This window comes from Rhodoferax sp. MLSD5-FHT05B10, from assembly GCF_058793415.1.
This window is the reverse complement of record NZ_JBXAFT010000013.1, coordinates 29,489-48,339: the sequence shown is the minus strand read 5'-3', so window position 1 is coordinate 48,339 and position 18,851 is coordinate 29,489. Positions and strand designations below refer to the sequence as shown.

The window sequence follows — 18,851 nt, the reverse complement described above, 5'->3', positions numbered from 1 at the left end:
CGGGTCCTGTGGCAACCTGGCCTTACTGGGGTGCGGGCTCAAGAGGGGGGTACGAGGCGGGAGCGGTCCCGGCAGGGACCTGCGCCGGGGCCGGCTTGGCGGGAACGGGGTACTTTTTCAGGCTCTCGGCCGAAGCCTCCAGCGCCGGTGGGGTATCCGACGGCTGCACCGGGGATTTGAGCGTGGAGACAAATTCGGACTCGCTGGGCAGCTCATCGGCCTCAATGCGCTCCAGCAAGTCATTCTTGAAGAAGACGGTCACCCTGCGGGACTGGGGCTCACCGCCCTGGCGCTTCAGTGTGAAAACATAGTCCCAGCGGTCGGCGTGGAACACACTGGTCAGCAGCGAGGTGCCCAGCACATCGCGCACCTGCATGCGCGGCATGCCGGTCTGGAGGATGGCCAGCTGCTCGCGGGTCACCACGTTGCCCTGGACCACGTCAATCTTGTAGGGTGCGACCGCGTCGGCGACCTTGCCGCTTGCCCCCTTGAGGCTGCCACACGCCGCCAAACCCACCAAAGTGAGTGCGACCAGGCCAAGGCGAATGCTGCTGCGACGGAGATCAGACATGAATGGTGATGGGAGATATGATCGCGTCATTGTAGCGGCTGAGCCCTGTTGCCCCGCTGAGCGCCCGCACTGGAAAGACGCCCATGACCAACATTGATGAACTGAAAAACACCGGCCTCAAGGCAACCATCCCGCGTCTGAAAATTCTGGAAGTGTTCCAGCGCAGCGCCCAGCGGCACATGACGGCCGAAGACGTCTTTCGGGTGCTGCTGCAGGACCGTTCCGATGTGGGGCTGGCAACCGTCTACCGGGTGCTGACGCAGTTTGAACAGGCCGGCATTCTCAGCCGCAGCCACTTTGAGAGCGGCAAGGCGGTGTACGAGCTCAATGAAGGCCAGCACCACGACCATCTGGTCTGCCTGGACTGCGGCATCGTGGAAGAGTTCTACGACGCCGAGATCGAGAAACGCCAGCATGCCGTGGCCAAGGCCAAGGGGTTCGCCATTTCCGACCACGCCCTGAGCCTGTACGCCACCTGCACCAAGGACAACTGCCCGAACCGCAACGCCGCCTCCCAGGACCGCGGCTGAAGGCCGGACGCGGCCCGCGCCCACCCCGGCCGCGCTCAGTCGTCCTGGGCCATGGCCTTGCGGTGGCGTTCGACGAACTCCTGGTAGGTGTCAATGCCGCGCAGCTGCAAGATGGTGTTGCGCACCGCAGCCTCCACCAGCACGGCGATGTTGCGCCCGGCCACCACCTGGATCACCACCTTGCGCACGGGCACGCCGATCACGTCCTGCGTGAGGGGTTCATAAGGAATGCGCTCGTACTCGCGCTCCATCGTTTCCCGGCGCACCAGATGGACAATCAGCTTGAGCCGCATCTTGCGGCGCACCGCCGTTTCGCCAAAGATGCCGCGGATATCGAGCAGGCCGATGCCACGCACCTCCAGCAGGTTCTGCAGCAACTCGGGGCAGCGGCCCTCGATGGTGGTCTGGTTGATCCGGTACAGGTCCACCGCATCGTCTGCGACCAGGCCGTTGCCGCGCGAAATCAGTTCCAGGCCCAGCTCGCTTTTGCCCAGGCCCGATTCGCCGGTGATCATCACCCCCAGGCCCAGAATGTCCATGAACACACCGTGCATGGACTCGCGGTCCGCGAAGTGCTTGGACAAGTAGGCCCGCAACACGTCAATGACGAAGGCGGACGATTCCTGGGTGGCGAACATGGGAATCTGGGCCCGTTCGCACATCGACAGCAGGGCCGGCGGCGCCGTCTGCGCATCCGCCAGCACCAGCATGGGCGGCTCCAGCGTCACGATGCGGGCAATGCGGCGGGCGCAGTCTTCCGGCGTGGCGTTGGTGATGTAGGCGATCTCCCGCTCACCCAGGATCTGCACCCGGTAGGGATGGATGTAGTTGAGGTAGCCCACCAGATCGGCGCCGGAGCGGGCCGCGCGCACGGCGACCTCGTCGAAGCGGCGCTCGGACGCCCCCAGACCGGCCACCCACTCCCAATGCAGGCGGGAACGGAACTCCTCGAAGAGGACGTCGGCGCTGATGGCGGTCGGTTTCACGGCAAACGCGGCAATGCAGGCGGGTCAGGCAACGCGCGCCGACTGCCAGCCGGCAATCAGGTCGTGCAACTGTTGCGCGTCGGTGCAGGTGACGAGCTTCTCGCGCAACTCGGCGTCGCTGAGCAACTCGGCAATTTCGGACAGGATTTCAAGGTGCTTCTGGGTGGCGGCCTCGGGCACCAGCAGAAAAATCAGCAGGCTGACCGCCTGGTCGTCGGGCGCATCGAAGCCGATGGCGTGCGACAACTGCAGCACGGCGGCCATCGGGGCCTTCAAGCCCTTGATCCGCCCGTGCGGTATGGCCACACCATGCCCCAAGCCGGTCGAACCCAGGCGCTCGCGTGAAAACAGGCTGTCCGTCACCAGCGCGCGGCTCAGGCCATGCAGGTTCTCAAACAGCAGACCGGCTTCCTCAAAAGCCCGTTTCTTGCTGGTGACGTCGACTTGCGCAAGCACTTGCGAAGGGGACAGGATGGACGCGAGTCGGTTCATAGTATGGGGCAGATTATGCACACAAAAAAACCGCCCTGCAGGGGGCGGTTTGGGCAGGAAATAGCCGGGAAAACAGGCTACATCAGGCGTTTGGGCGCATCATGGTGGTGGTTCTGCGTGCGGCTCTTGTGGCGCACCACCTGCCGGTCAAGCTTGTCCACCAGTTCATCCACCGCCGCGTAGAGATCCTCATGGGAACTCTCGGCGAACATGTCGTTGCCTTTGACGTGGATGTTGCATTCGGCGCGTTGCCGTCCTTCCTTTTCCTTCTGGTTCTCTACGGTGAGGAGCACTTTGACATCGACCACCTGGTCGAAATGTCGCATGATTCGATCGAGCTTGGTCGTCACATAACTACGCAAGGCGGGGGTAACTTCAAGATGGTGACCGCTGATCGTCAGGTTCATAAATAGCCTCCAGTTGCTCTCGGGGTTGAAAAAGCCTTCCGCATGCCGCGGTCGGCAGACAAACCAAAATGCCATAAAACGCTTTGCTGTCGAAATAACTATGCGCCCGAACCCCGGGAATTGCAACGCCTTTTTCTGGCGTGCAGCAATATCTTTTGACCCCCTTCAAGCGGCGCGCACATTCCGCCCCGTTTTGCATCCGCAAGCCCCTGCGCAGTGCGATAATTTCACTGGAACCACTTTTGGAGAACCCTCCTTGGAAACCTACCCCAGTCGGTAGCTTTCAACTCCCCTCACTGCATCGGGGTTGAAAGCAAGCCCCATCCCGTCGATGCAAACAACCCAAGGGAGTGAGCCATGCTCAACATCTTCACGCTCGCCAACGGACGGCTCTTCCAGGAAGAGATCGCGTCTCTGGAAGAGCTCTCGCAGTTCCAGCCCATCTGGGTCGACCTGGAGTCGCCCACCATCGAAGAAAAGCGCTGGGTCAAGCAGTACTACGGCCTGTCCATCCCCGAAGACGCGATGGACGAGGACATTGAAGAGTCAGCGCGTTTTTACGCCGAAGACAACGGCGAAGTCCACATCCGCAGCGACTTCCTGATCGCCGACGACGACGAGCCGCGCACCGTGCGCGTGGCCTTCATCTTGAATCAGGTCAACCACGACCTCAAGAGCAAGGGCGTGCTGTTTTCCATACACGACGAAGACGTGCCGGTATTTCGCCTGCTGCGCATGCGCGCACGCCGCGCCCCGGGGCTGATCGAGGACGCCAAGGAGGTGCTGCTCAAGCTGTTCGACGCCGATGCCGAGTACTCCGCCGATACGCTCGAAGGCATTTACGATGCACTGGAAAAAGTCAGCAAGAGCGTACTCTCCGGCGACGTTACCGATGCCATCGCCGGGGAGGCACTGGGCGCCATCGCCCGGCATGAGGACATGAACGGGCGCATTCGCCGCAACGTGATGGACACCCGCCGTGCCGTGAGCTTCATGATGCGCAGCAAGATGCTCAATGGCGAGCAGTTCGAAGAGGCGCGGCAGATCCTGCGCGACATCGACTCGCTGGACTCCCACACCGCGTTCCTGTTCGACAAGATCAACTTCCTGATGGATGCCACGGTCGGCTTCATCAACATCAGCCAGAACAAGGTCATCAAGATCTTTTCGGTAGCCAGCGTGGCTCTGCTGCCGCCAACGCTGGTGGCCAGCATCTACGGCATGAACCTGCAGTTCCCCGAGTTCGCCCTGCTCGGCGGCTATGCCTACCCCTATGTGGTGGGGGTCATGATCCTGAGCGCGGCCTTGCCGATCTGGTATTGCTACAAACGCGGCTGGCTGCGCTGATTGCAACGCATATTCCACTCAAGCCCCTGTGGAATATGCGTGCACAGCTATTTAATTCATAGCAAAACCATCAACTCCGCGATGATCCTGCGGGCATAAACGCTGGCCACGTCCGCCACAAAGGCGGGAAAGTCCACATGGGCCTGGTCATCGGCCCGGTCGGAAATGGTGCGCACGGCGGCAAAGGGCACCGCGTAGTCGGCGCATACCTGCGCCACGGCAGCGCCCTCCATCTCCACCGCCAGCGGCAGGTGTCCGTCCGCCTGCAGGGCCTGCAGGATCGCCGCCGACTCCACGGCCTTACTCACAAAGCGGTCACCACTGGCAATCAGCCCCTGGTGCAGGCGGGCGCCAGTCTGCTCGGGCAGCGCGGCGCCGCAGGCCTGCAACAGCAGGTCCGTCAGGGCGGGATCGCCCGGGAACACGGACTGCCCGTACAGGGGAATCTCATAGCGGGGAAAGAGCGGCGAGGCATCCATGTCATGCTGCACAAAAGCGCGGCCCACCACAATGTCTCCCACCCGCACGCCAGGCCCGACGCCACCGGCCACACCGGTGAAGACCACGCGCCCCGCGCCAAACGCCTCGATCAGGGCGGCCGTGGTGGTCGCCGCGGCCACCTTGCCAATGCGCGAGAGCCCCAGCACCACCGGCTTGCCCGCCAGCTGTCCGGTCCAGAATTCCCGGCCCGCTCGCCGGACCTGCACGGGGTTGTGCAGCTGGGCGACCAGTCCCTGCTGTTCTTCTGCCAGTGCACTCAGGATGGCCGTCGGGGTTGTGTGGCTCACAGGCGTTCTCACCCAAAAAAAAGGAATCAATAAAAAAAGCGGCCCGCAGGCCGCTTTCCGTACCACGGGGTGGCAAATTTTACTTGTCGCGCAACTCGCGGCGCAGGATCTTGCCCACCGGTGTCTTGGGCAGGTCGTCGCGGAATTCCACCACCTTGGGCTGCTTGTAGCCCGTGAGGTTTTCCCGGCAGTAGGCGCGCACGTCGGCCTCGGTCAGGGCGGGGTCCTTGCGGACGATCACCAGCTTCACCGCCTCGCCGGACTTGGCGTCGGCCACGCCGACGCAGGCGCATTCCATGACGCCGGGCATTTGCGCCACCAGGTCTTCCAGCTCGGTGGGAAACACGTTGAAACCGCTCACGATGATCATGTCCTTCTTGCGGTCCACGATGCGGAAGAAGCCTTTCTCATCCACCATGCCAACGTCGCCGGTCTTGAAGAAGCCGTCCGCCGTCATGACCTTGGCCGTCTCGTCGGGACGCTGCCAGTAACCCGCCATCACCTGCGGGCCCTTGATGGCAATCTCGCCCGCCTGGCCGGCCGGCGCTTCATTGCCGTCATCGTCCAGCAGCTTCATGTAGGTGCTGGGCAAGGGAACGCCAATGGTGCCGGTGTACTCGGTTGCCGTCACCACGTTGCAGCTTGCCGAGGGCGAGGTCTCGCTCAGGCCATAGCCTTCGCAGATGGGGCAGCCGGTCTTCTCGAACCACAGCTTGGCCACGGCGCTTTGCACGGCCGTACCGCCGCCCACCGAGACCTTGAGGTGGCTCCAGTCCACCGTGTTGAAGTCCGGATGGTTGGCCCAGCCGTTGAACAGGGTGTTGACTGCCGGCAGGCTGTGGATGGTGTGCTTGCTCAGCTCCTTGAGCACCGCCGGGATGTCGCGCGGGTTGGGGATCAGGATCAGCTTGCCGCCGGTGCGCATGGACAGCATCATGCCCACAGTGAACGCAAAGATGTGGTACAGCGGCAAGGCGCATACCGCCGTGGGCTGTTCGTTGGCCGGAACCTTGGCCATGACCGGCTGGTTCCAGACCTCGGACTGCAGCACGTTGGCAATCACGTTGCGGTGCAGCAGCACAGCGCCCTTGGACACCCCGGTGGTGCCTCCGGTGTACTGCAACACGGCCACATCGTCGGCCTTGATGTCGGGTTTCTTGAACGGAGCCTTGGTGCCCATGGCAACGGCCGCGTTGAAGCGCACAGCATTGGGCAGCGTGTAGGCCGGCACCATTTTCTTGACGTTGCGCACCACGTAGTTGACGAGCGCGCCCTTGAGCAGACCCAGCTGGTCGCCCATGGAGCACAGTACCACGTGCTTGATGGGCGTGGAGGCAATGCACTTCTCCAGCGTGGAGGCGAAGTTCTCGATGATGACAATGGCCTTGGCGCCGGAGTCCTTGAGCTGGTGCTGCAGTTCCCGCGGGGTGTACAGGGGGTTGACGTTCACCACCACATAGCCGGCGCGCAGGATGGCCGCCACGGCCACCGGGTACTGAGGCACATTGGGCATCATGATCGCGACACGGTCACCCTTGGCCAGCCCCAGGCTCTGCAGGTACCCGGCAAATGCCTGGCTCACGCTGTCGGTCTGGGCGTAGGTGATGTCCTTGCCCATGAAGCTGTAAGCCACCTTGCCGGCGTACTTCCGGAAGCTCTCTTCCATCAGGGCCACCAGCGAGGTGTAGGCCGAAGTATCGATATCGGCCGGCACCCCTTGCGGGTAACTCTTGAGCCAAATGCGGTCTGTCATGTCGTCGTCTCCGTTTTTTCCAAATACAGGTTTCAATATTGTCGGGCTCCACAGCCCGCTGCGGGGCTGTGTTTTCCCTAGCTTTGTCCAGCGAATCAGGTCTTGAGGGCTACCAGCACCTCATCGAGCATCTTCTTGGCGTCGCCAAACAGCATGCGGTTGTTGTCCTTGTAGAACAGCGGATTGTCCACCCCGGCATAGCCCGAGGCCATGCTGCGCTTCATCACGATAGAGGTCTTGGCCTTCCAGACTTCCAGCACCGGCATGCCGGCAATGGGGCTGCCCGGATCGTCCTGCGCCGAGGGGTTGACGATGTCGTTGGCACCGATGACCATGGCCACGTCGGTGTCCGGGAAGTCGTCGTTCAACTCCTCCATCTCGAACACGATGTCATACGGCACCTTGGCCTCCGCCAGCAGCACGTTCATGTGCCCCGGCATGCGCCCGGCCACCGGGTGGATGCCAAAGCGCACGTTGACGCCCTTCTCGCGCAGCAGCCGGGTGATTTCGAACACCGTGTGCTGGGCCTGCGCCACCGCCATGCCGTAGCCCGGAACAATGATCACGTTCTTGGCGTCGCGCAGCAGTTCGGCCGTCTCGGATGCCGTGACGGCGACCACTTCGCCCGCCGGCTGCACCGCCCCTGCCGCCGGCTTGGCGGCGGCGTTCACCGTTCCAAAGCCCCCGGCGATCACGCTGATGAAGCTGCGGTTCATGGCGTTGCACATGATGTAGGACAGGATGGCACCGCTGGAGCCCACCAGCGCACCGGTCACGATGAGCAGGTCGTTGGACAGCATGAAGCCGGTCGCCGCCGCCGCCCAGCCCGAGTAGCTGTTGAGCATGGACACCACCACCGGCATGTCGGCGCCGCCAATGGCCATGACCATGTGCACGCCAAACAGCAGCGCCACCACCGTCATGACGATCAGCGGTGTCATGCCGGCGGCCAGGGTCTCGGCGTGCAGGAACTCGCGGCCGAAGTACACCACCACCAGCAGGCCGGCCAGATTCAGGAAGTGCCGACCAGGCAACAGCACCGGATTGCCGCCGATGCGGCCCGACAGCTTGCCAAAGGCGACGATAGAGCCGGCAAACGTGACGGCGCCGATGAAGATGCCGATGTAGATCTCGAGCTCATGGATGGTCTTGGCGGCCCCCACAAAGCCGGCCGCAGCGTTGGGGTCGACGTAGGTGGCAAAACCCACCAGCATGGCCGCCAGACCCACCATGCTGTGCATCAGGGCCACGAGCTCGGGCATCTGGGTCATCTGCACGGTGCGCGCCGCGTACAGGCCAATGCCGCCGCCCACCAGCATGGCGCCCACGATCCAGGGAATGCCCGCAGCGGTGACGCTCGGGCCGAACACGGTGGCCAGCACGGCCAGCGTCATGCCGACCATGCCGTACAGGTTGCCACGCAGCGAGGTTTCCTGGTTGGACAGACCGCCCAGGCTCAGGATGAAGAGAATGGTCGCGCCAATATAGGAGACCGTTGCCAAACTTGCAGACATCAATGGTCTCCCTTATTTACGGAACATGGCCAGCATGCGCTGGGTCACGGCAAAGCCGCCGAACATGTTGATGGCCGTGAGCACGATGCCTGCCGCCGCCAGCCAGGTGATCAAGCTGTCGGGCCGGTTCATGGCGCCGGCAACGGGCGAGATCTGCACCAGCGCGCCGATGGCGATGATGCTGCTGATGGCGTTGGTCACGCTCATGAGCGGCGTGTGCAGGGCCGGCTTCACGTTCCACACCACCATGTAGCCCACAAAGCAGGCCAGCACGAACACCGTGAAATGCGCCAGGAACTCCTTGGGCGCCGCCGTGCCGATGAGCCAGAACAGCAGGGCGCCAAAGGCAAAGATGATGGCCGTGCCTCGGGCCGATGCCGGGGCGCTGCTCTGCCCATGGCCGCCCTTGGGCTTGGCCGCCGCCACCGGCTTGACCACGACTGCGGGTGCCGCTGCCGGCTTCAAGGCCGGCGCCGGCCAGGTGATGCTGCCGTCCTTGACAACCGTCAGCCCCCGGATGGCATCGTCTTCCATGTTGACGTTGATGACGCCGTCCTTGGTCTTGCACAACTCCTCGGTCAGGCGAAACAGGTTGTTGGCGTACAGCGTCGACGACTGCTTGGCCAGGCGCGAGGCCAGGTCCGTGTAGCCGACGATGGTCACCCCGTGCTTCACCACTGCCTGGCCCGGCTCGGTCAGCTCGCAGTTGCCGCCCTGCTCGGCGGCCATGTCGACTATCACGCTGCCGGGCTTCATGGAGCGCACCATCTCGGCGGTGATGAGCTTGGGAGCCGGCTTGCCCGGAATCAGCGCGGTGGTGATGATGATGTCCACCTCCCGGGCCTGCTGGGCGTACATGGCGCGCTGCGCCTGCTGGAAGCCCTCAGACATGACCTTGGCGTAGCCGCCGCCGCCGGAGCCTTCTTCCTCGTAGTCGACCTTGACGAACTCGCCGCCCAGGGAGACCACCTGGTCGGCCACCTCGGCCCGGGTGTCATTGGCGCGCACGATGGCGCCCAGGCTGGCGGCAGTGCCGATCGCTGCCAAACCGGCCACGCCAGCACCAGCGATGAAGACCTTGGCCGGCGGCACCTTGCCTGCGGCCGTGATCTGGCCGTTGAAGAAGCGGCCGAAGGCGTTGGCCGCCTCGACGACGGCGCGGTAGCCGCTGACACCGGCCATGGAGGTCAATGCGTCCATCTTCTGGGCGCGGCTGAGTGTGCGCGGCAGCGCGTCGATGGCCAGCACGGTCACCTTCCTGGCCGCCAGCTGCTGCATCAGATCCGGGTTCTGCGCCGGCCAGATGAAGCCGACCAGCGTGGTGCCTTCGCGCAGCATGGCCACTTCCTGCGGCGTGGGGCCACGCACCTTGAAGACGATACCGGCTTGTGCCCACAGCGCGGCGGCGCTGTCCACCACCGTGGCACCCGCGGCGCGGTAGGTCTCGTCACTGCAGTTGGCAGCGTCGCCGGCACCGGACTCCACAACCACCGAAAAACCCAGCTTGATGAGTTTCTCAACCACTTCGGGCACGGTGGCCACGCGTTTTTCACCCGGAAAAACCTCGCGCGGCACGCCGATGCACTGCGCCAGTCCAGTAGGGGTACCCGTCTGCATGAAGCGACTCCTCGTTATTAATTCTGTAACTGATCGTTCACGATTCCTCCAACGGTAAGCTCCGCGAAAGGTATTGCGGCCGCAACTTTAACTGAATTTCCCTCCAAAACACCCCGCCCCGCCCCGAGGCGCCTCCCAATAGAGGCCGTATTCCATAATTGCGCATGGATACACGCTGGAAACCCCATGTCACGGTGGCGACGGTCATTGAACGCGAAGGCCGCTTTTTGCTGGTGGAAGAGCACACGCCCGATGGGCTGCGGCTGAACAACCCGGCCGGGCACCTCGACCCCGGAGAGTCCCCGGCCGAGGGCTGCGCGCGGGAAACCCTGGAGGAAACCGCCTGGCAGTTCACCCCCACGGCGCTGGTGGGCATCTACCTGTCCCGCACCCAGCGGGCCGACCAGGACATCACCTACCTGCGCTTCACCTTCTGCGGCGAACTGGGCGCGTTTGACGCCACCCGCAGCCTGGACACCGGCATCGTGCGCACGCTGTGGCTGACGCCCGACGAAATCCGCCAGAGCACGGCACGCCACCGCAACCCGATGGTGCTGCAGTGCATGGAGGACTACCTGCAAGGCCGGCGCTATCCCATGGCGCTGATCCACACCGACGCCAGCGTGCACGGCCAGCCGTCTACGCTATAAAAACCATAGCTGTCTGCGCAATACCTGCGGGTGCTGCGGGTCAATTTGGCACAAAAAAAGGGTGACCAGGCAGAATGCCTAAAATCGGACCATGAGCAAGCAACGCATCGTGGTGGGCCTGAGTGGCGGCGTGGATTCGGCGGTCACCGCCTACCTGCTGAAACAGCAAGGCCATGAGGTCATCGGCATCTTCATGAAGAACTGGGAGGATGACGACGACAGCGAATACTGCTCCTCCAACATCGACTTTGTGGACGCCGCCGCGGTGGCCGACGTCATCGGCATCGAAATCGAGCACGTCAATTTCGCCGCCGAATACCGGGACCGCGTCTTTGCCGAGTTCCTGCGCGAGTACCAGGCCGGGCGCACGCCCAACCCCGACATCCTGTGCAACGCCGAGATCAAGTTCAAGGCATTTCTGGACCATGCCATGCGCCTGGGCGCCGAAAAAATCGCCACCGGGCATTACGCACGCGTGCGGCAGAACCCGCACACCGGGCTGCACGAGCTGCTCAAGGGCCTGGACCCCGGCAAGGACCAAAGCTACTTCCTGCACCGCCTGAACCAGGCCCAGCTGTCCAAGACGCTGTTTCCGGTGGGTGAACTGCACAAGACCGAGGTGCGCCACATTGCCCAGGAGATGCACCTGCCCAACGCCAAGAAGAAAGACTCCACCGGCATCTGCTTCATCGGCGAGCGCCCCTTCCGGGAGTTCCTCAACCGCTACATTGCCAAGGAGCCAGGCCCCATCAAGGACCCGCGCGGGCGCACCATCGGGCAGCATGTGGGCTTGTCGTTCTATACCCTGGGCCAACGCCAGGGCCTGGGTATTGGCGGCATCAAGGCCAAGGGCGCACAAAAGGGCGGGGGCGACCACGCGCCCTGGTTCGTGGCGCGCAAGGACATGGCGAGCAACACCCTGTGGGTGGTGCAGGGGCACGACCATCCGTGGCTGCAGTCCCTGTCGCTGCAGGCGCAGGACGCGAGCTGGATTGCCGGCACGCCCCCCGCAGCCACCGCGCTGGCGGCCAAGACGCGCTACCGGCAGAGCGATGCCCCCTGCACGCTGCACGACGCCAGCCCGCAGGGCTTCAGCCTGGCATTCGACCAGGCCCAGTGGGCTGTCACCCCGGGGCAGTCCGCCGTGCTGTACGACGGCGACGTGTGCCTGGGTGGCGGCGTGATTACCTCAGCCCATACGGGCGAGTAGCGTTTCCATATCCTTGAGCATGTGGTCCAGATCGGCCTTTTGCGTCGCATCCGGATGCATGCGGGCCTGCAGCTCCTGCTCCATGAAACACACGGTCATGCGCAGGTAGGTGCTGTCCAGGGCCTTGCGAACGGCAGCAAACTGCTGGCCGATCTTGAGGCAATCCTCGCCCTCTTCCACCATGCGCTGGATGCCGCGGATCTGGCCCTCGGCACGGCGCAGGCGGTTCAGGACGTCGGTGCGGGCCTGGCTGTCGTTCAATACGGTCACTTGGCAACTTTCATCAGTTCTGGAATTAGGGTTGTCCATTTTCGTTGATGTTCCCATGGTTAGCCGGCACCGGGACGGTGCATCACTTCAGCCGGGCCTGCAGACTGTCATACACCTCGATCGCAACGGGTATGCCCTGCCCCACGCTCTGGGTTACCGTGCAATACGCCTCAAAGGTGTCCAGCACGCGCTCCAGGTGCTCCAGCGCGGCGGCGGGCACGCCCAGCGTCAGCACTGCACGCATCTGCAGCACCCGCAGGCGCCCCTGTGCGTTGCGGCCCACCTCGGCATGCACATCGCACTGGATGGGTTCGGGTGCCTGCTTGAACTTGCGCAGGGCAAACAGCAGCGAGTCCGAAAGGCAGTTCCCCACCGCAGCGGCCAGGAGCTGCACCGGCGAAGGACCCTGCCCGCTGCCCAGAGGTGCGGGCTCGTCAGCCAGGAGGGGCGGCACCTGGTCACCGAACTGCACCTCAAACTGGTAGTCCTGCCTCTGGCGAAGCTGGATGTGTACGCTGGTTTCGCTCATCGCACACCCGCCTTCAGTTGGCGCAACCGATTTGCGACTCGGGAACGCCCAGCTTCTTCAGGATGATGCCCAGCGGACAGAAGTTGGTGAAGCCCGACTGGAACAGATTGGCGCCCACAAACGCAGTGAAAGCCAGTGCCCATTTGCTGACAAAGAACGGGCTGCCTTCAACGCCCAGCGCCAGGGAAATCATGATGAACAGGCCTGCAATGACAACGATGTAACGTTGAACGGTCATGGTGGTACTCCTATAAAAAAACAAAACAAACGCCGGCGACGCGCACTGCGCGCGCCGCGGCTACTTATCGCCCGACAAACGCACAACCCCCAGGAGCTTGAGAACGTATTTCTCATAGATCGGCTCGGTGGTGCCCGTCTTGATCTTGCGGATGAAGTACTTTTCAAAGGCAATCTTGGCCAGATGGACCCACTTGCCTTTCTTGAACCAGTTCACATTGCGCGGCGGAATTTGCGGCAATGCCACGAACGCGGCGCCGGTGTCGCCCATGTCCGCCAGGCAGATCGCGTTCCAGGTGCCCTTGGCCACGGCGGGCTGGCCCTTGAGGTCATCGGCAATGTTGTGAACGATAGCGCCCACCATGCTCTCGATCATGTACCCGGTCTTGGGGGTTCCGGTAGGCACCGGCGTCACTTCCACCGGCGGAATGGCCACGCACACGCCCGCCGAGAAGATGTTGCGGTAGGCCTTGCTGCGCTGGAACTCGTCAATGATCACAAAACCACGGGGATTGCACAGGTTGGGCACGGCCGCCACGGCATCCACGCCCTTGAAAGCCGGCAGCATCATGGACAGCTTGAAGCCCACCTCATGCTCCTTGTACACGCCGCCCAGGTCGTCGAGCTGGGTGACGAACATCTTGCCGTCTTCCACCTTGGTCGTCTTGGCGTTGGTGATCCACTTCATGTCGCGGCTGCGCATTTCGGATTCCAGCATGGACTTGCTGTCCCCCACCCCGCCCAGCCCCAGGTGGCCGATGTAGGGCTCGCTGGTGACGTAGGTGATTGGCACCTTGTTGCGCAGCTTGCGCTTGCGCAAGTCCGTATCCAGGATGAAGGCAAACTCGTAGGCCGGGCCAAAGCAGCTGGCCCCGGGCATGGCTCCAATCACCACCGGACCTGGGTTCTCCAGGAACTTCTGGTAGTCGGCAAAGAATTCCTGCGCATGGTCCACGCTGCAGACCGAGTGGGTGAAGCCACCGCCACCGGATGTGACGGGACCCGCGCCTGGCACCTCGTTGAACGAGAGCTTGGGGCCGGTGGTAATCACCAGGTAGTCGTAGTCCAGCGTGTCGCCACCGTCGAGCGTCAGGCGGTTGGCCGGTGCATCAATGGCCGTGACGGCCTTGGGAATGAAGCTGATGCCCTTGCGCTCCAGATAGGGGGCAATGGGCACGGTAATCTGCTCGCGCTCACGCCAGCCCACCGCGATCCACGGGTTGCTGGGGACAAACTGGAAATAGTCCGTCGAATTGACGACGGTGATGCGGTGCTCCTTGTCCAGCAGCTCGCGCATTTCGTAAGCGGCGGGCATGCCGCCGATGCCTGCGCCCATGATGACGATGTGTGCCATGGTTTGTCTCCTTCGGTTATCAGGTTGGTGAAGTGGGATGGACTAACGTGTTCGCGTCTGCGCGCGACTCCATACGGCGCCGGTACAAGGCGTAGTAAAGGACCGGTATGACCACCAGCGTGAGCAGGGTGGACACCAGAATTCCGAAGATCAGGGAGATGGCCAACCCGTTGAAGATCGGGTCGTCCAGAATGAAGAAGGCGCCGATCATGGCCGCCACGCCGGTCAGGGCGATGGGTTGTGCCCGCACCACCGCCGACTGCAGCACCGCCGTCTTGAACGGCAGCCCCTGGCGCACCTGCAGCTCGATGAAATCCACCAGCAGGATGGAATTGCGCACGATGATGCCCGCCAGCGCAATCATGCCGATCATGCTGGTGGCCGTGAACTGCGCGCCCAGCAGGGCGTGACCCGGCATCACGCCAATCATCGTCAGCGGAATGGGCGCCATGATGACCAGCGGCGTGAGGTAGCTGCGGAACTGTGCCACCACCAGCAGGTAGATCAGGATCAGGCCGACGCCGTAGGCTGCACCCATGTCGCGGAAGGTCTCGTAGGTGATCTGCCACTCGCCGTCCCACTTGATGGCGTACTGCTGGTAGTTGTTGCCCGGCTGGCGAATCCAGTATTCACCCGTGCTGTCGCTCTGGGCCTTGGCAGCATCGGCCAGCGTGGAGCGGATGGCAAACAGGCCGTACAGGGGGGAATCCAGCTTGCCCGCCATGTCGCCCATCACATAGCTCACACCCTGCAGGTCCTTGGTGTACAGTGGCTTGTCAATCACGCCCCGCTCGACCTGCACCAACTCCGACAGGGGCACCAGCTGTCCGTTGCCCGCGCGCAGAGGCAGCGCCAGGATCGCGTCCAGACCCACCTGGCTTTCGCGCGGCAACTGGATGCGCACCGGCACCGGGTATTTGGACTGTTCGTCATGCAGGTAGGCGGCATCGGTTCCGGACAGGGCTGACGACACGGTTTGTGCAACGGCCGCCACCGGAATGCCCAGTGACTCCGCCCGCTGGCGGCGCACCCGCAGGAAGGCGCGCGACGCATCCTCCCGCAGGCTGGTATCGGTGCCTACGATGTCGGCCGTGGAGCCAAACGCTGCCGCCACCCGGGTTGCCAACTGCTGGCGTCCCTTTTCGTCCGGGCCGTAGATCTCGGCCACCAGGGGCGACATGACGGGCGGACCCGGCGGCACTTCCACCACCTTGATGCGCGCATGGTGGCGGTTGCCGATGTCCTCCAGCGCCGGGCGCAGGCGCTGCGCGATGGCATGGCTCTTCTCGCTGCGGTGGTGCTTGTCCACCAGATTGACCTGCAGGTCGCCCTGCTCAGCGTCGGCGCGCAGGTAGTACTGGCGCACCAGTCCGTTGAAGGTGATGGGCGAGGCCGTTCCGGCATAGGCCTGCAGGTCCCGGACCTCCGGCTGCTGGGCCAGATAGCCGCCCAGGTCCTGCAGCACGGCCGCCGTGTCTTCCAGCGGCGTGCCCGCCGGCATGTCCACCACCACCTGGAACTCGCTCTTGTTGTCAAACGGCAGCATCTTGAGCACCACCCACTGCACCATCGTCAAGCCGACCGACAGCAGCAGCGCTGCCAGAATGCCGCCCAGCAGCAGCCAGCGCTTGCGGGCGCTGTCCAGCAGGGGGGTGAGCACGGCGCCAAACAGCCGCTGCAAGCGCGATGCCTGGACGGGCGCGCCGCCGTGGGCGCCAGCCGCGTCACCATGGCCATGGGAGCGCATCAGGTGCAGGGCCAGCCACGGCGTCACGGTGAACGCAATGCCCAGCGACAGGGCCATGCCCAGGCTGGAGTTGATGGGAATGGGGCTCATGTACGGCCCCATCAGGCCCGAGACAAATGCCATGGGCAGCAGCGCGGCAATCACCGTGAGGGTGGCCAGGATGGTGGGGCCACCGACTTCGTCCACCGCCTGCGGAATGATGTCCTTCAGGGCCACGCCGGGTGTGAGCTGCTGGTGCCGGTGGATGTTCTCCACCACCACGATGGCATCGTCCACCAGGATGCCGATGGAAAAAATCAGCGCAAACAGCGACACGCGGTTGAGCGTGAAGCCCCACGCCCAGGACGCGAACAGGGTCGCGGTGAGCGTCAGGATGACCGCCGCACCGACGATGACCGCCTCGCGCCGGCCCAGCGCCAGCCCCACCAGCAAGATGACCGAACCGGTGGCGAACGCCAGCTTCTGGATCAGCTTGTTGGCTTTTTCGGCTGCCGTCTCGCCGTAGTCCCGTGTGACCATCGCCTGCACATTGGAGGGAATCACCGTGTTGCGCAGGGCATCGAGTCGGGACAGCACCGCGCGCGATACGTCCACCGCGTTTTCACCCGGTTTCTTGGTCACGCTGATCGTGACCGCCGGAAAGCTCTGCCCTGGCGCTGGCGCGTTGCCCGCGCCCGCATCCGCCTGGCTGGGGGTTGCCGCAACACCGGGCGTGAACCAGACATAGCGCTGGGTCTGCTGGGCCCCCGCCTCCACGCGCGCCACATCGCGCAGGAAGACCGGCTTGCCCTGGCTGGTGCCCACCACCAGGTCACCCACATCGTCCGCCGTGCGCAGGAACTCGCCCGCGTCCACCGTCAGCATCTGGGTCCCGGCACTGCCTTTGCCCGTGTCCAGCACCGCGCCGGCCGGCATGCCGAAGTTGGCGGCTGCCAGGACCTTCTTGAGGGACAGCAGATCCACGCCGCGCGCGCGCAGGCGCGACGGGTCCACTTCCACATGGATGGCCCGGCCGGGCCCTCCCAGGGTCTGCACCTCGCGCACACCAGCCACGGCCTTGAGTTCCGCCTCAATCGAGTGGGCCACGGCTTCCAGCTCCACACCGGGCGCCGCGTCCTTGTTCCACAGGGTCACGGCCACCACCGGCACGTCGTCAATGCCCTTGGGTTTGACAATCGGCGTCAGGGTCCCCAGGTCCCGGGGCAGCCAGTCCTGATTGGCGTTGAGCACGTCGTACAGACGCACCAGGGCTTCAGTGCGCGGCACGCCAACCTTGAACTGGATGGTCAGCACCGCCAGGCCGGGGCGGGCAATCGAATAGGTGTGTTCGATGCCGGCAATCTGGCCCAGCACCTGCTCGGCGGGGCGGGCCACCATGTTTTGCACATCCACGCTGCTGGCGCCCGGAAACGGGATCAGCACATTGGCCATGGTCACATTGATCTGGGGTTCTTCCTCCCGCGGGGTGACCAGCACGGCAAACAGCCCCAGCAACATCGCCACCAGCGCCAGCAACGGCGTGAGCGCATTGGACTGGAACGCCGCGGCGATGCGACCGGAAACCCCCAAACTCGGTTTTTCACTCATGGTGTGCTCACTTCGCCGCCGCAGCGGGCGTTGCATTGGCAAAGCCGGCCCGGATCGGGTCCAAGGCTACGACTTCACCGGCCTTCACCCCGGCCTGGACTTCCACACCCTCGGCACCCAGGTGGCTGCCCAGCCGGACCGCCCGCAAGGAAAACGTCTTGCCGACGACGACATACACCGCTGTCAACTCTCCGCGCCGCACAATGGCGGCCTCCGGCACCAGCAACTTGGGAGCCGGCTGGGTCTGGGCCTGTGCAAAGCGCACGCGCACTTGCTGCCCTGGCACCAGGTTGGCGCTGTCTTTCGCCGGCAACTCCAGGCGCCACTCCGTGGTCTGCGAGACCGGATCGGCCGAGGGCACCACACTGCGCCCCACCGGGGTGATCCATTGCGCTGCGTTCTGGGTGCCATCCACCCCTACCTGCGTCACAGTCGCCGCAGCCACTGCAGCCGAGCGCGATGCCGGCACCTGAACCGTGGCGCGCAAGGGCTGCGGCGCATACACCGTCAGCAGCGGTTTGCCCGGCACCGCCAGATCCCCAGCCTCGACCTGGGTCTGCAGCACCCAGCCGTCATACGGCGCGCTGACGCGGGTGAAGCCCTGTGAGATGCTGGACTGCCGGGCAACGGCCGTGGCCTGGTCCCGCACGGCAACGGCGCCCTTGTACTGGGCGTCCGCAGTGTCCAGCGCCGCCTTGCTGACAAAACCCTTGCTCTGCAGATCGCGCGTGCGCTCCAGGTTGGCCTTCGCATTGCGCAGCTCGGCATCGGCCTGCTGGACTTGCGCCTGGCTGCGCTGCACCCCCGCCGCAGCCTCCTGGTCGTCGATCGTCGCCAGAACCTGCCCGGCGCGAACCTTGTCACCCGCCTTGACCAGCAGCGTGGCAATGCGCCCGGACGCCTGGGCCGCCACGGTACTTTGCCGCACGGGCTGGATCACGCCGTCCAATTCGTACACAGAGCCCACCGCCTTGGCTTGCAAAACGGTCGTGGGCACAGCCACGTTCTGGGCAAAAGCCGGCAGAAAACCGCCCACGGCGACCGCGACCAAGCCCGCGCACAGGGACGGCCTCTGAAAATGACGGTTCATCCGACTCAAAACGCTGGTTTTCATAACTTCTCCTGTATACCCCATACAGTATATATGAATACTACTATGGGTATCAAGTCCCGCCGACAGCGCCCGGCCGATGCACCGTTTGGCAAGCCCGTCGATGGCAAAAAACGCCTCGCGGGCATAGGCTGCGCCAAAAACAGCGGAA

At 64.0% G+C, this 18,851-nt stretch carries 18 protein-coding genes; 4 read left to right on the top strand and 14 right to left on the bottom strand.

What is annotated here, in order from left to right:
• Positions 1-22 precede the first annotated feature (22 nt).
• On the bottom strand, positions 23-571 hold the full coding sequence (locus tag AC1Q5W_RS15785; protein WP_492644324.1) for an outer membrane protein assembly factor BamE: 549 nt from the start codon (positions 569-571) through the stop codon (positions 23-25).
• 83 nt (positions 572-654) lie between these two features.
• On the opposite strand from AC1Q5W_RS15785, the gene fur reads away from it, so the two are divergent.
• Positions 655-1,101 carry a ferric iron uptake transcriptional regulator gene (fur, locus tag AC1Q5W_RS15780; RefSeq protein ID WP_492644325.1) on the top strand — a complete coding sequence of 149 codons (447 nt, stop codon included), beginning with the start codon at positions 655-657 and terminating at the stop codon, positions 1,099-1,101.
• 35 nt (positions 1,102-1,136) lie between these two features.
• On the opposite strand, the gene hprK is transcribed toward fur, so the two are convergent.
• From hprK to hpf, 3 genes are all read right to left on the bottom strand, one after another.
• The gene (gene hprK, locus AC1Q5W_RS15775) at positions 1,137-2,087 is read right to left on the bottom strand and encodes an HPr(Ser) kinase/phosphatase (RefSeq protein ID WP_492644326.1); all 951 of its coding nucleotides are present in this window, start codon (positions 2,085-2,087) and stop codon (positions 1,137-1,139) included.
• A gap of 24 nt (positions 2,088-2,111) precedes the next feature.
• The gene (locus tag AC1Q5W_RS15770; protein WP_492644327.1) at positions 2,112-2,579 is read right to left on the bottom strand and encodes a PTS sugar transporter subunit IIA; all 468 of its coding nucleotides are present in this window, start codon (positions 2,577-2,579) and stop codon (positions 2,112-2,114) included.
• A 77-nt stretch (positions 2,580-2,656) separates the two neighbouring features.
• Complete coding sequence (hpf, locus tag AC1Q5W_RS15765; protein WP_492644328.1) at positions 2,657-2,986, bottom strand: ribosome hibernation-promoting factor, HPF/YfiA family; 330 nt, start codon at positions 2,984-2,986, stop codon at positions 2,657-2,659.
• A gap of 357 nt (positions 2,987-3,343) precedes the next feature.
• Between hpf and AC1Q5W_RS15760 the strand changes: the two genes are divergently transcribed.
• Positions 3,344-4,333: a magnesium and cobalt transport protein CorA gene (locus AC1Q5W_RS15760; protein WP_492644329.1), complete on the top strand. Its 990-nt coding sequence runs from the start codon at positions 3,344-3,346 to the stop codon at positions 4,331-4,333.
• Between the two features lie 56 nt (positions 4,334-4,389).
• Here AC1Q5W_RS15760 and AC1Q5W_RS15755 read toward each other — a convergent pair whose 3' ends face one another.
• From AC1Q5W_RS15755 to AC1Q5W_RS15740, 4 genes are all read right to left on the bottom strand, one after another.
• A complete protein-coding gene (locus AC1Q5W_RS15755) occupies positions 4,390-5,121 on the bottom strand; it encodes a 5'-methylthioadenosine/adenosylhomocysteine nucleosidase (RefSeq protein ID WP_492644330.1) in 732 nt (243 codons plus the stop codon).
• 79 nt (positions 5,122-5,200) lie between these two features.
• Entirely contained in the window at positions 5,201-6,874 is a 1,674-nt protein-coding gene (locus tag AC1Q5W_RS15750; RefSeq protein WP_492644331.1) for a long-chain-fatty-acid--CoA ligase, read from the bottom strand.
• 95 nt (positions 6,875-6,969) lie between these two features.
• Positions 6,970-8,388, bottom strand: coding sequence for a Re/Si-specific NAD(P)(+) transhydrogenase subunit beta (gene pntB, locus AC1Q5W_RS15745; protein ID WP_492644332.1), 1,419 nt, complete (start codon positions 8,386-8,388; stop codon positions 6,970-6,972).
• Positions 8,389-8,400: 12 nt separating this feature from the next.
• Positions 8,401-10,005, bottom strand: a complete 1,605-nt coding sequence (locus tag AC1Q5W_RS15740; RefSeq protein WP_492644333.1) for a Re/Si-specific NAD(P)(+) transhydrogenase subunit alpha — start codon at positions 10,003-10,005, stop codon at positions 8,401-8,403.
• A 164-nt stretch (positions 10,006-10,169) separates the two neighbouring features.
• Between AC1Q5W_RS15740 and AC1Q5W_RS15735 the strand changes: the two genes are divergently transcribed.
• Together AC1Q5W_RS15735 and mnmA are read left to right on the top strand one after the other, a co-directional pair.
• Positions 10,170-10,655: an NUDIX hydrolase gene (locus tag AC1Q5W_RS15735; RefSeq protein WP_492644334.1), complete on the top strand. Its 486-nt coding sequence runs from the start codon at positions 10,170-10,172 to the stop codon at positions 10,653-10,655.
• A 91-nt stretch (positions 10,656-10,746) separates the two neighbouring features.
• On the top strand, positions 10,747-11,865 hold the full coding sequence (mnmA, locus tag AC1Q5W_RS15730; protein ID WP_492644335.1) for a tRNA 2-thiouridine(34) synthase MnmA: 1,119 nt from the start codon (positions 10,747-10,749) through the stop codon (positions 11,863-11,865).
• On the opposite strand, the gene AC1Q5W_RS15725 is transcribed toward mnmA, so the two are convergent.
• The 6 genes from AC1Q5W_RS15725 to AC1Q5W_RS15700 all read right to left on the bottom strand — a co-directional run bounded on the left by AC1Q5W_RS15725 (position 11,845) and on the right by AC1Q5W_RS15700 (position 18,703).
• Positions 11,845-12,135 (bottom strand): metal-sensing transcriptional repressor, encoded by a 291-nt coding sequence (locus AC1Q5W_RS15725; protein ID WP_492644336.1) that lies wholly within the window; start codon positions 12,133-12,135, stop codon positions 11,845-11,847. The genes mnmA and AC1Q5W_RS15725 overlap by 21 nt on opposite strands.
• A gap of 82 nt (positions 12,136-12,217) precedes the next feature.
• On the bottom strand, positions 12,218-12,664 hold the full coding sequence (locus AC1Q5W_RS15720; RefSeq protein WP_492644337.1) for an OsmC family protein: 447 nt from the start codon (positions 12,662-12,664) through the stop codon (positions 12,218-12,220).
• Between the two features lie 13 nt (positions 12,665-12,677).
• Positions 12,678-12,902 carry a YgaP family membrane protein gene (locus AC1Q5W_RS15715; RefSeq protein ID WP_492644338.1) on the bottom strand — a complete coding sequence of 75 codons (225 nt, stop codon included), beginning with the start codon at positions 12,900-12,902 and terminating at the stop codon, positions 12,678-12,680.
• A gap of 60 nt (positions 12,903-12,962) precedes the next feature.
• The gene (locus tag AC1Q5W_RS15710) at positions 12,963-14,255 is read right to left on the bottom strand and encodes an NAD(P)/FAD-dependent oxidoreductase (protein WP_492644339.1); all 1,293 of its coding nucleotides are present in this window, start codon (positions 14,253-14,255) and stop codon (positions 12,963-12,965) included.
• Positions 14,256-14,274: 19 nt separating this feature from the next.
• A complete protein-coding gene (locus tag AC1Q5W_RS15705) occupies positions 14,275-17,589 on the bottom strand; it encodes an efflux RND transporter permease subunit (RefSeq protein ID WP_492644340.1) in 3,315 nt (1,104 codons plus the stop codon).
• Between the two features lie 7 nt (positions 17,590-17,596).
• Positions 17,597-18,703 (bottom strand): efflux RND transporter periplasmic adaptor subunit, encoded by a 1,107-nt coding sequence (locus tag AC1Q5W_RS15700; RefSeq protein ID WP_492704249.1) that lies wholly within the window; start codon positions 18,701-18,703, stop codon positions 17,597-17,599.
• Positions 18,704-18,851: the final 148 nt, after the last annotated feature.

Bases quoted from the DNA above. Each gene is read 5' to 3' on its own strand.
- AC1Q5W_RS15720 (WP_492644337.1), bottom strand. From the start codon at position 12,664: ATGAGCGAAACCAGCGTACACATCCAGCTTCGCCAGAGGCAGGACTAC.
- AC1Q5W_RS15785 (WP_492644324.1), bottom strand. From the start codon at position 571: ATGTCTGATCTCCGTCGCAGCAGCATTCGCCTTGGCCTGGTCGCACTC.
- mnmA (WP_492644335.1), top strand. From the start codon at position 10,747: ATGAGCAAGCAACGCATCGTGGTGGGCCTGAGTGGCGGCGTGGATTCG.
- AC1Q5W_RS15740 (WP_492644333.1), bottom strand. From the start codon at position 10,005: ATGCAGACGGGTACCCCTACTGGACTGGCGCAGTGCATCGGCGTGCCG.
- AC1Q5W_RS15750 (WP_492644331.1), bottom strand. From the start codon at position 6,874: ATGACAGACCGCATTTGGCTCAAGAGTTACCCGCAAGGGGTGCCGGCC.
- hpf (WP_492644328.1), bottom strand. From the start codon at position 2,986: ATGAACCTGACGATCAGCGGTCACCATCTTGAAGTTACCCCCGCCTTG.
- AC1Q5W_RS15715 (WP_492644338.1), bottom strand. From the start codon at position 12,902: ATGACCGTTCAACGTTACATCGTTGTCATTGCAGGCCTGTTCATCATG.
- AC1Q5W_RS15705 (WP_492644340.1), bottom strand. From the start codon at position 17,589: ATGAGTGAAAAACCGAGTTTGGGGGTTTCCGGTCGCATCGCCGCGGCG.
- AC1Q5W_RS15770 (WP_492644327.1), bottom strand. From the start codon at position 2,579: ATGAACCGACTCGCGTCCATCCTGTCCCCTTCGCAAGTGCTTGCGCAA.
- pntB (WP_492644332.1), bottom strand. From the start codon at position 8,388: ATGTCTGCAAGTTTGGCAACGGTCTCCTATATTGGCGCGACCATTCTC.
- AC1Q5W_RS15700 (WP_492704249.1), bottom strand. From the start codon at position 18,703: ATGAAAACCAGCGTTTTGAGTCGGATGAACCGTCATTTTCAGAGGCCG.
- AC1Q5W_RS15735 (WP_492644334.1), top strand. From the start codon at position 10,170: ATGGATACACGCTGGAAACCCCATGTCACGGTGGCGACGGTCATTGAA.
- AC1Q5W_RS15760 (WP_492644329.1), top strand. From the start codon at position 3,344: ATGCTCAACATCTTCACGCTCGCCAACGGACGGCTCTTCCAGGAAGAG.
- AC1Q5W_RS15710 (WP_492644339.1), bottom strand. From the start codon at position 14,255: ATGGCACACATCGTCATCATGGGCGCAGGCATCGGCGGCATGCCCGCC.
- fur (WP_492644325.1), top strand. From the start codon at position 655: ATGACCAACATTGATGAACTGAAAAACACCGGCCTCAAGGCAACCATC.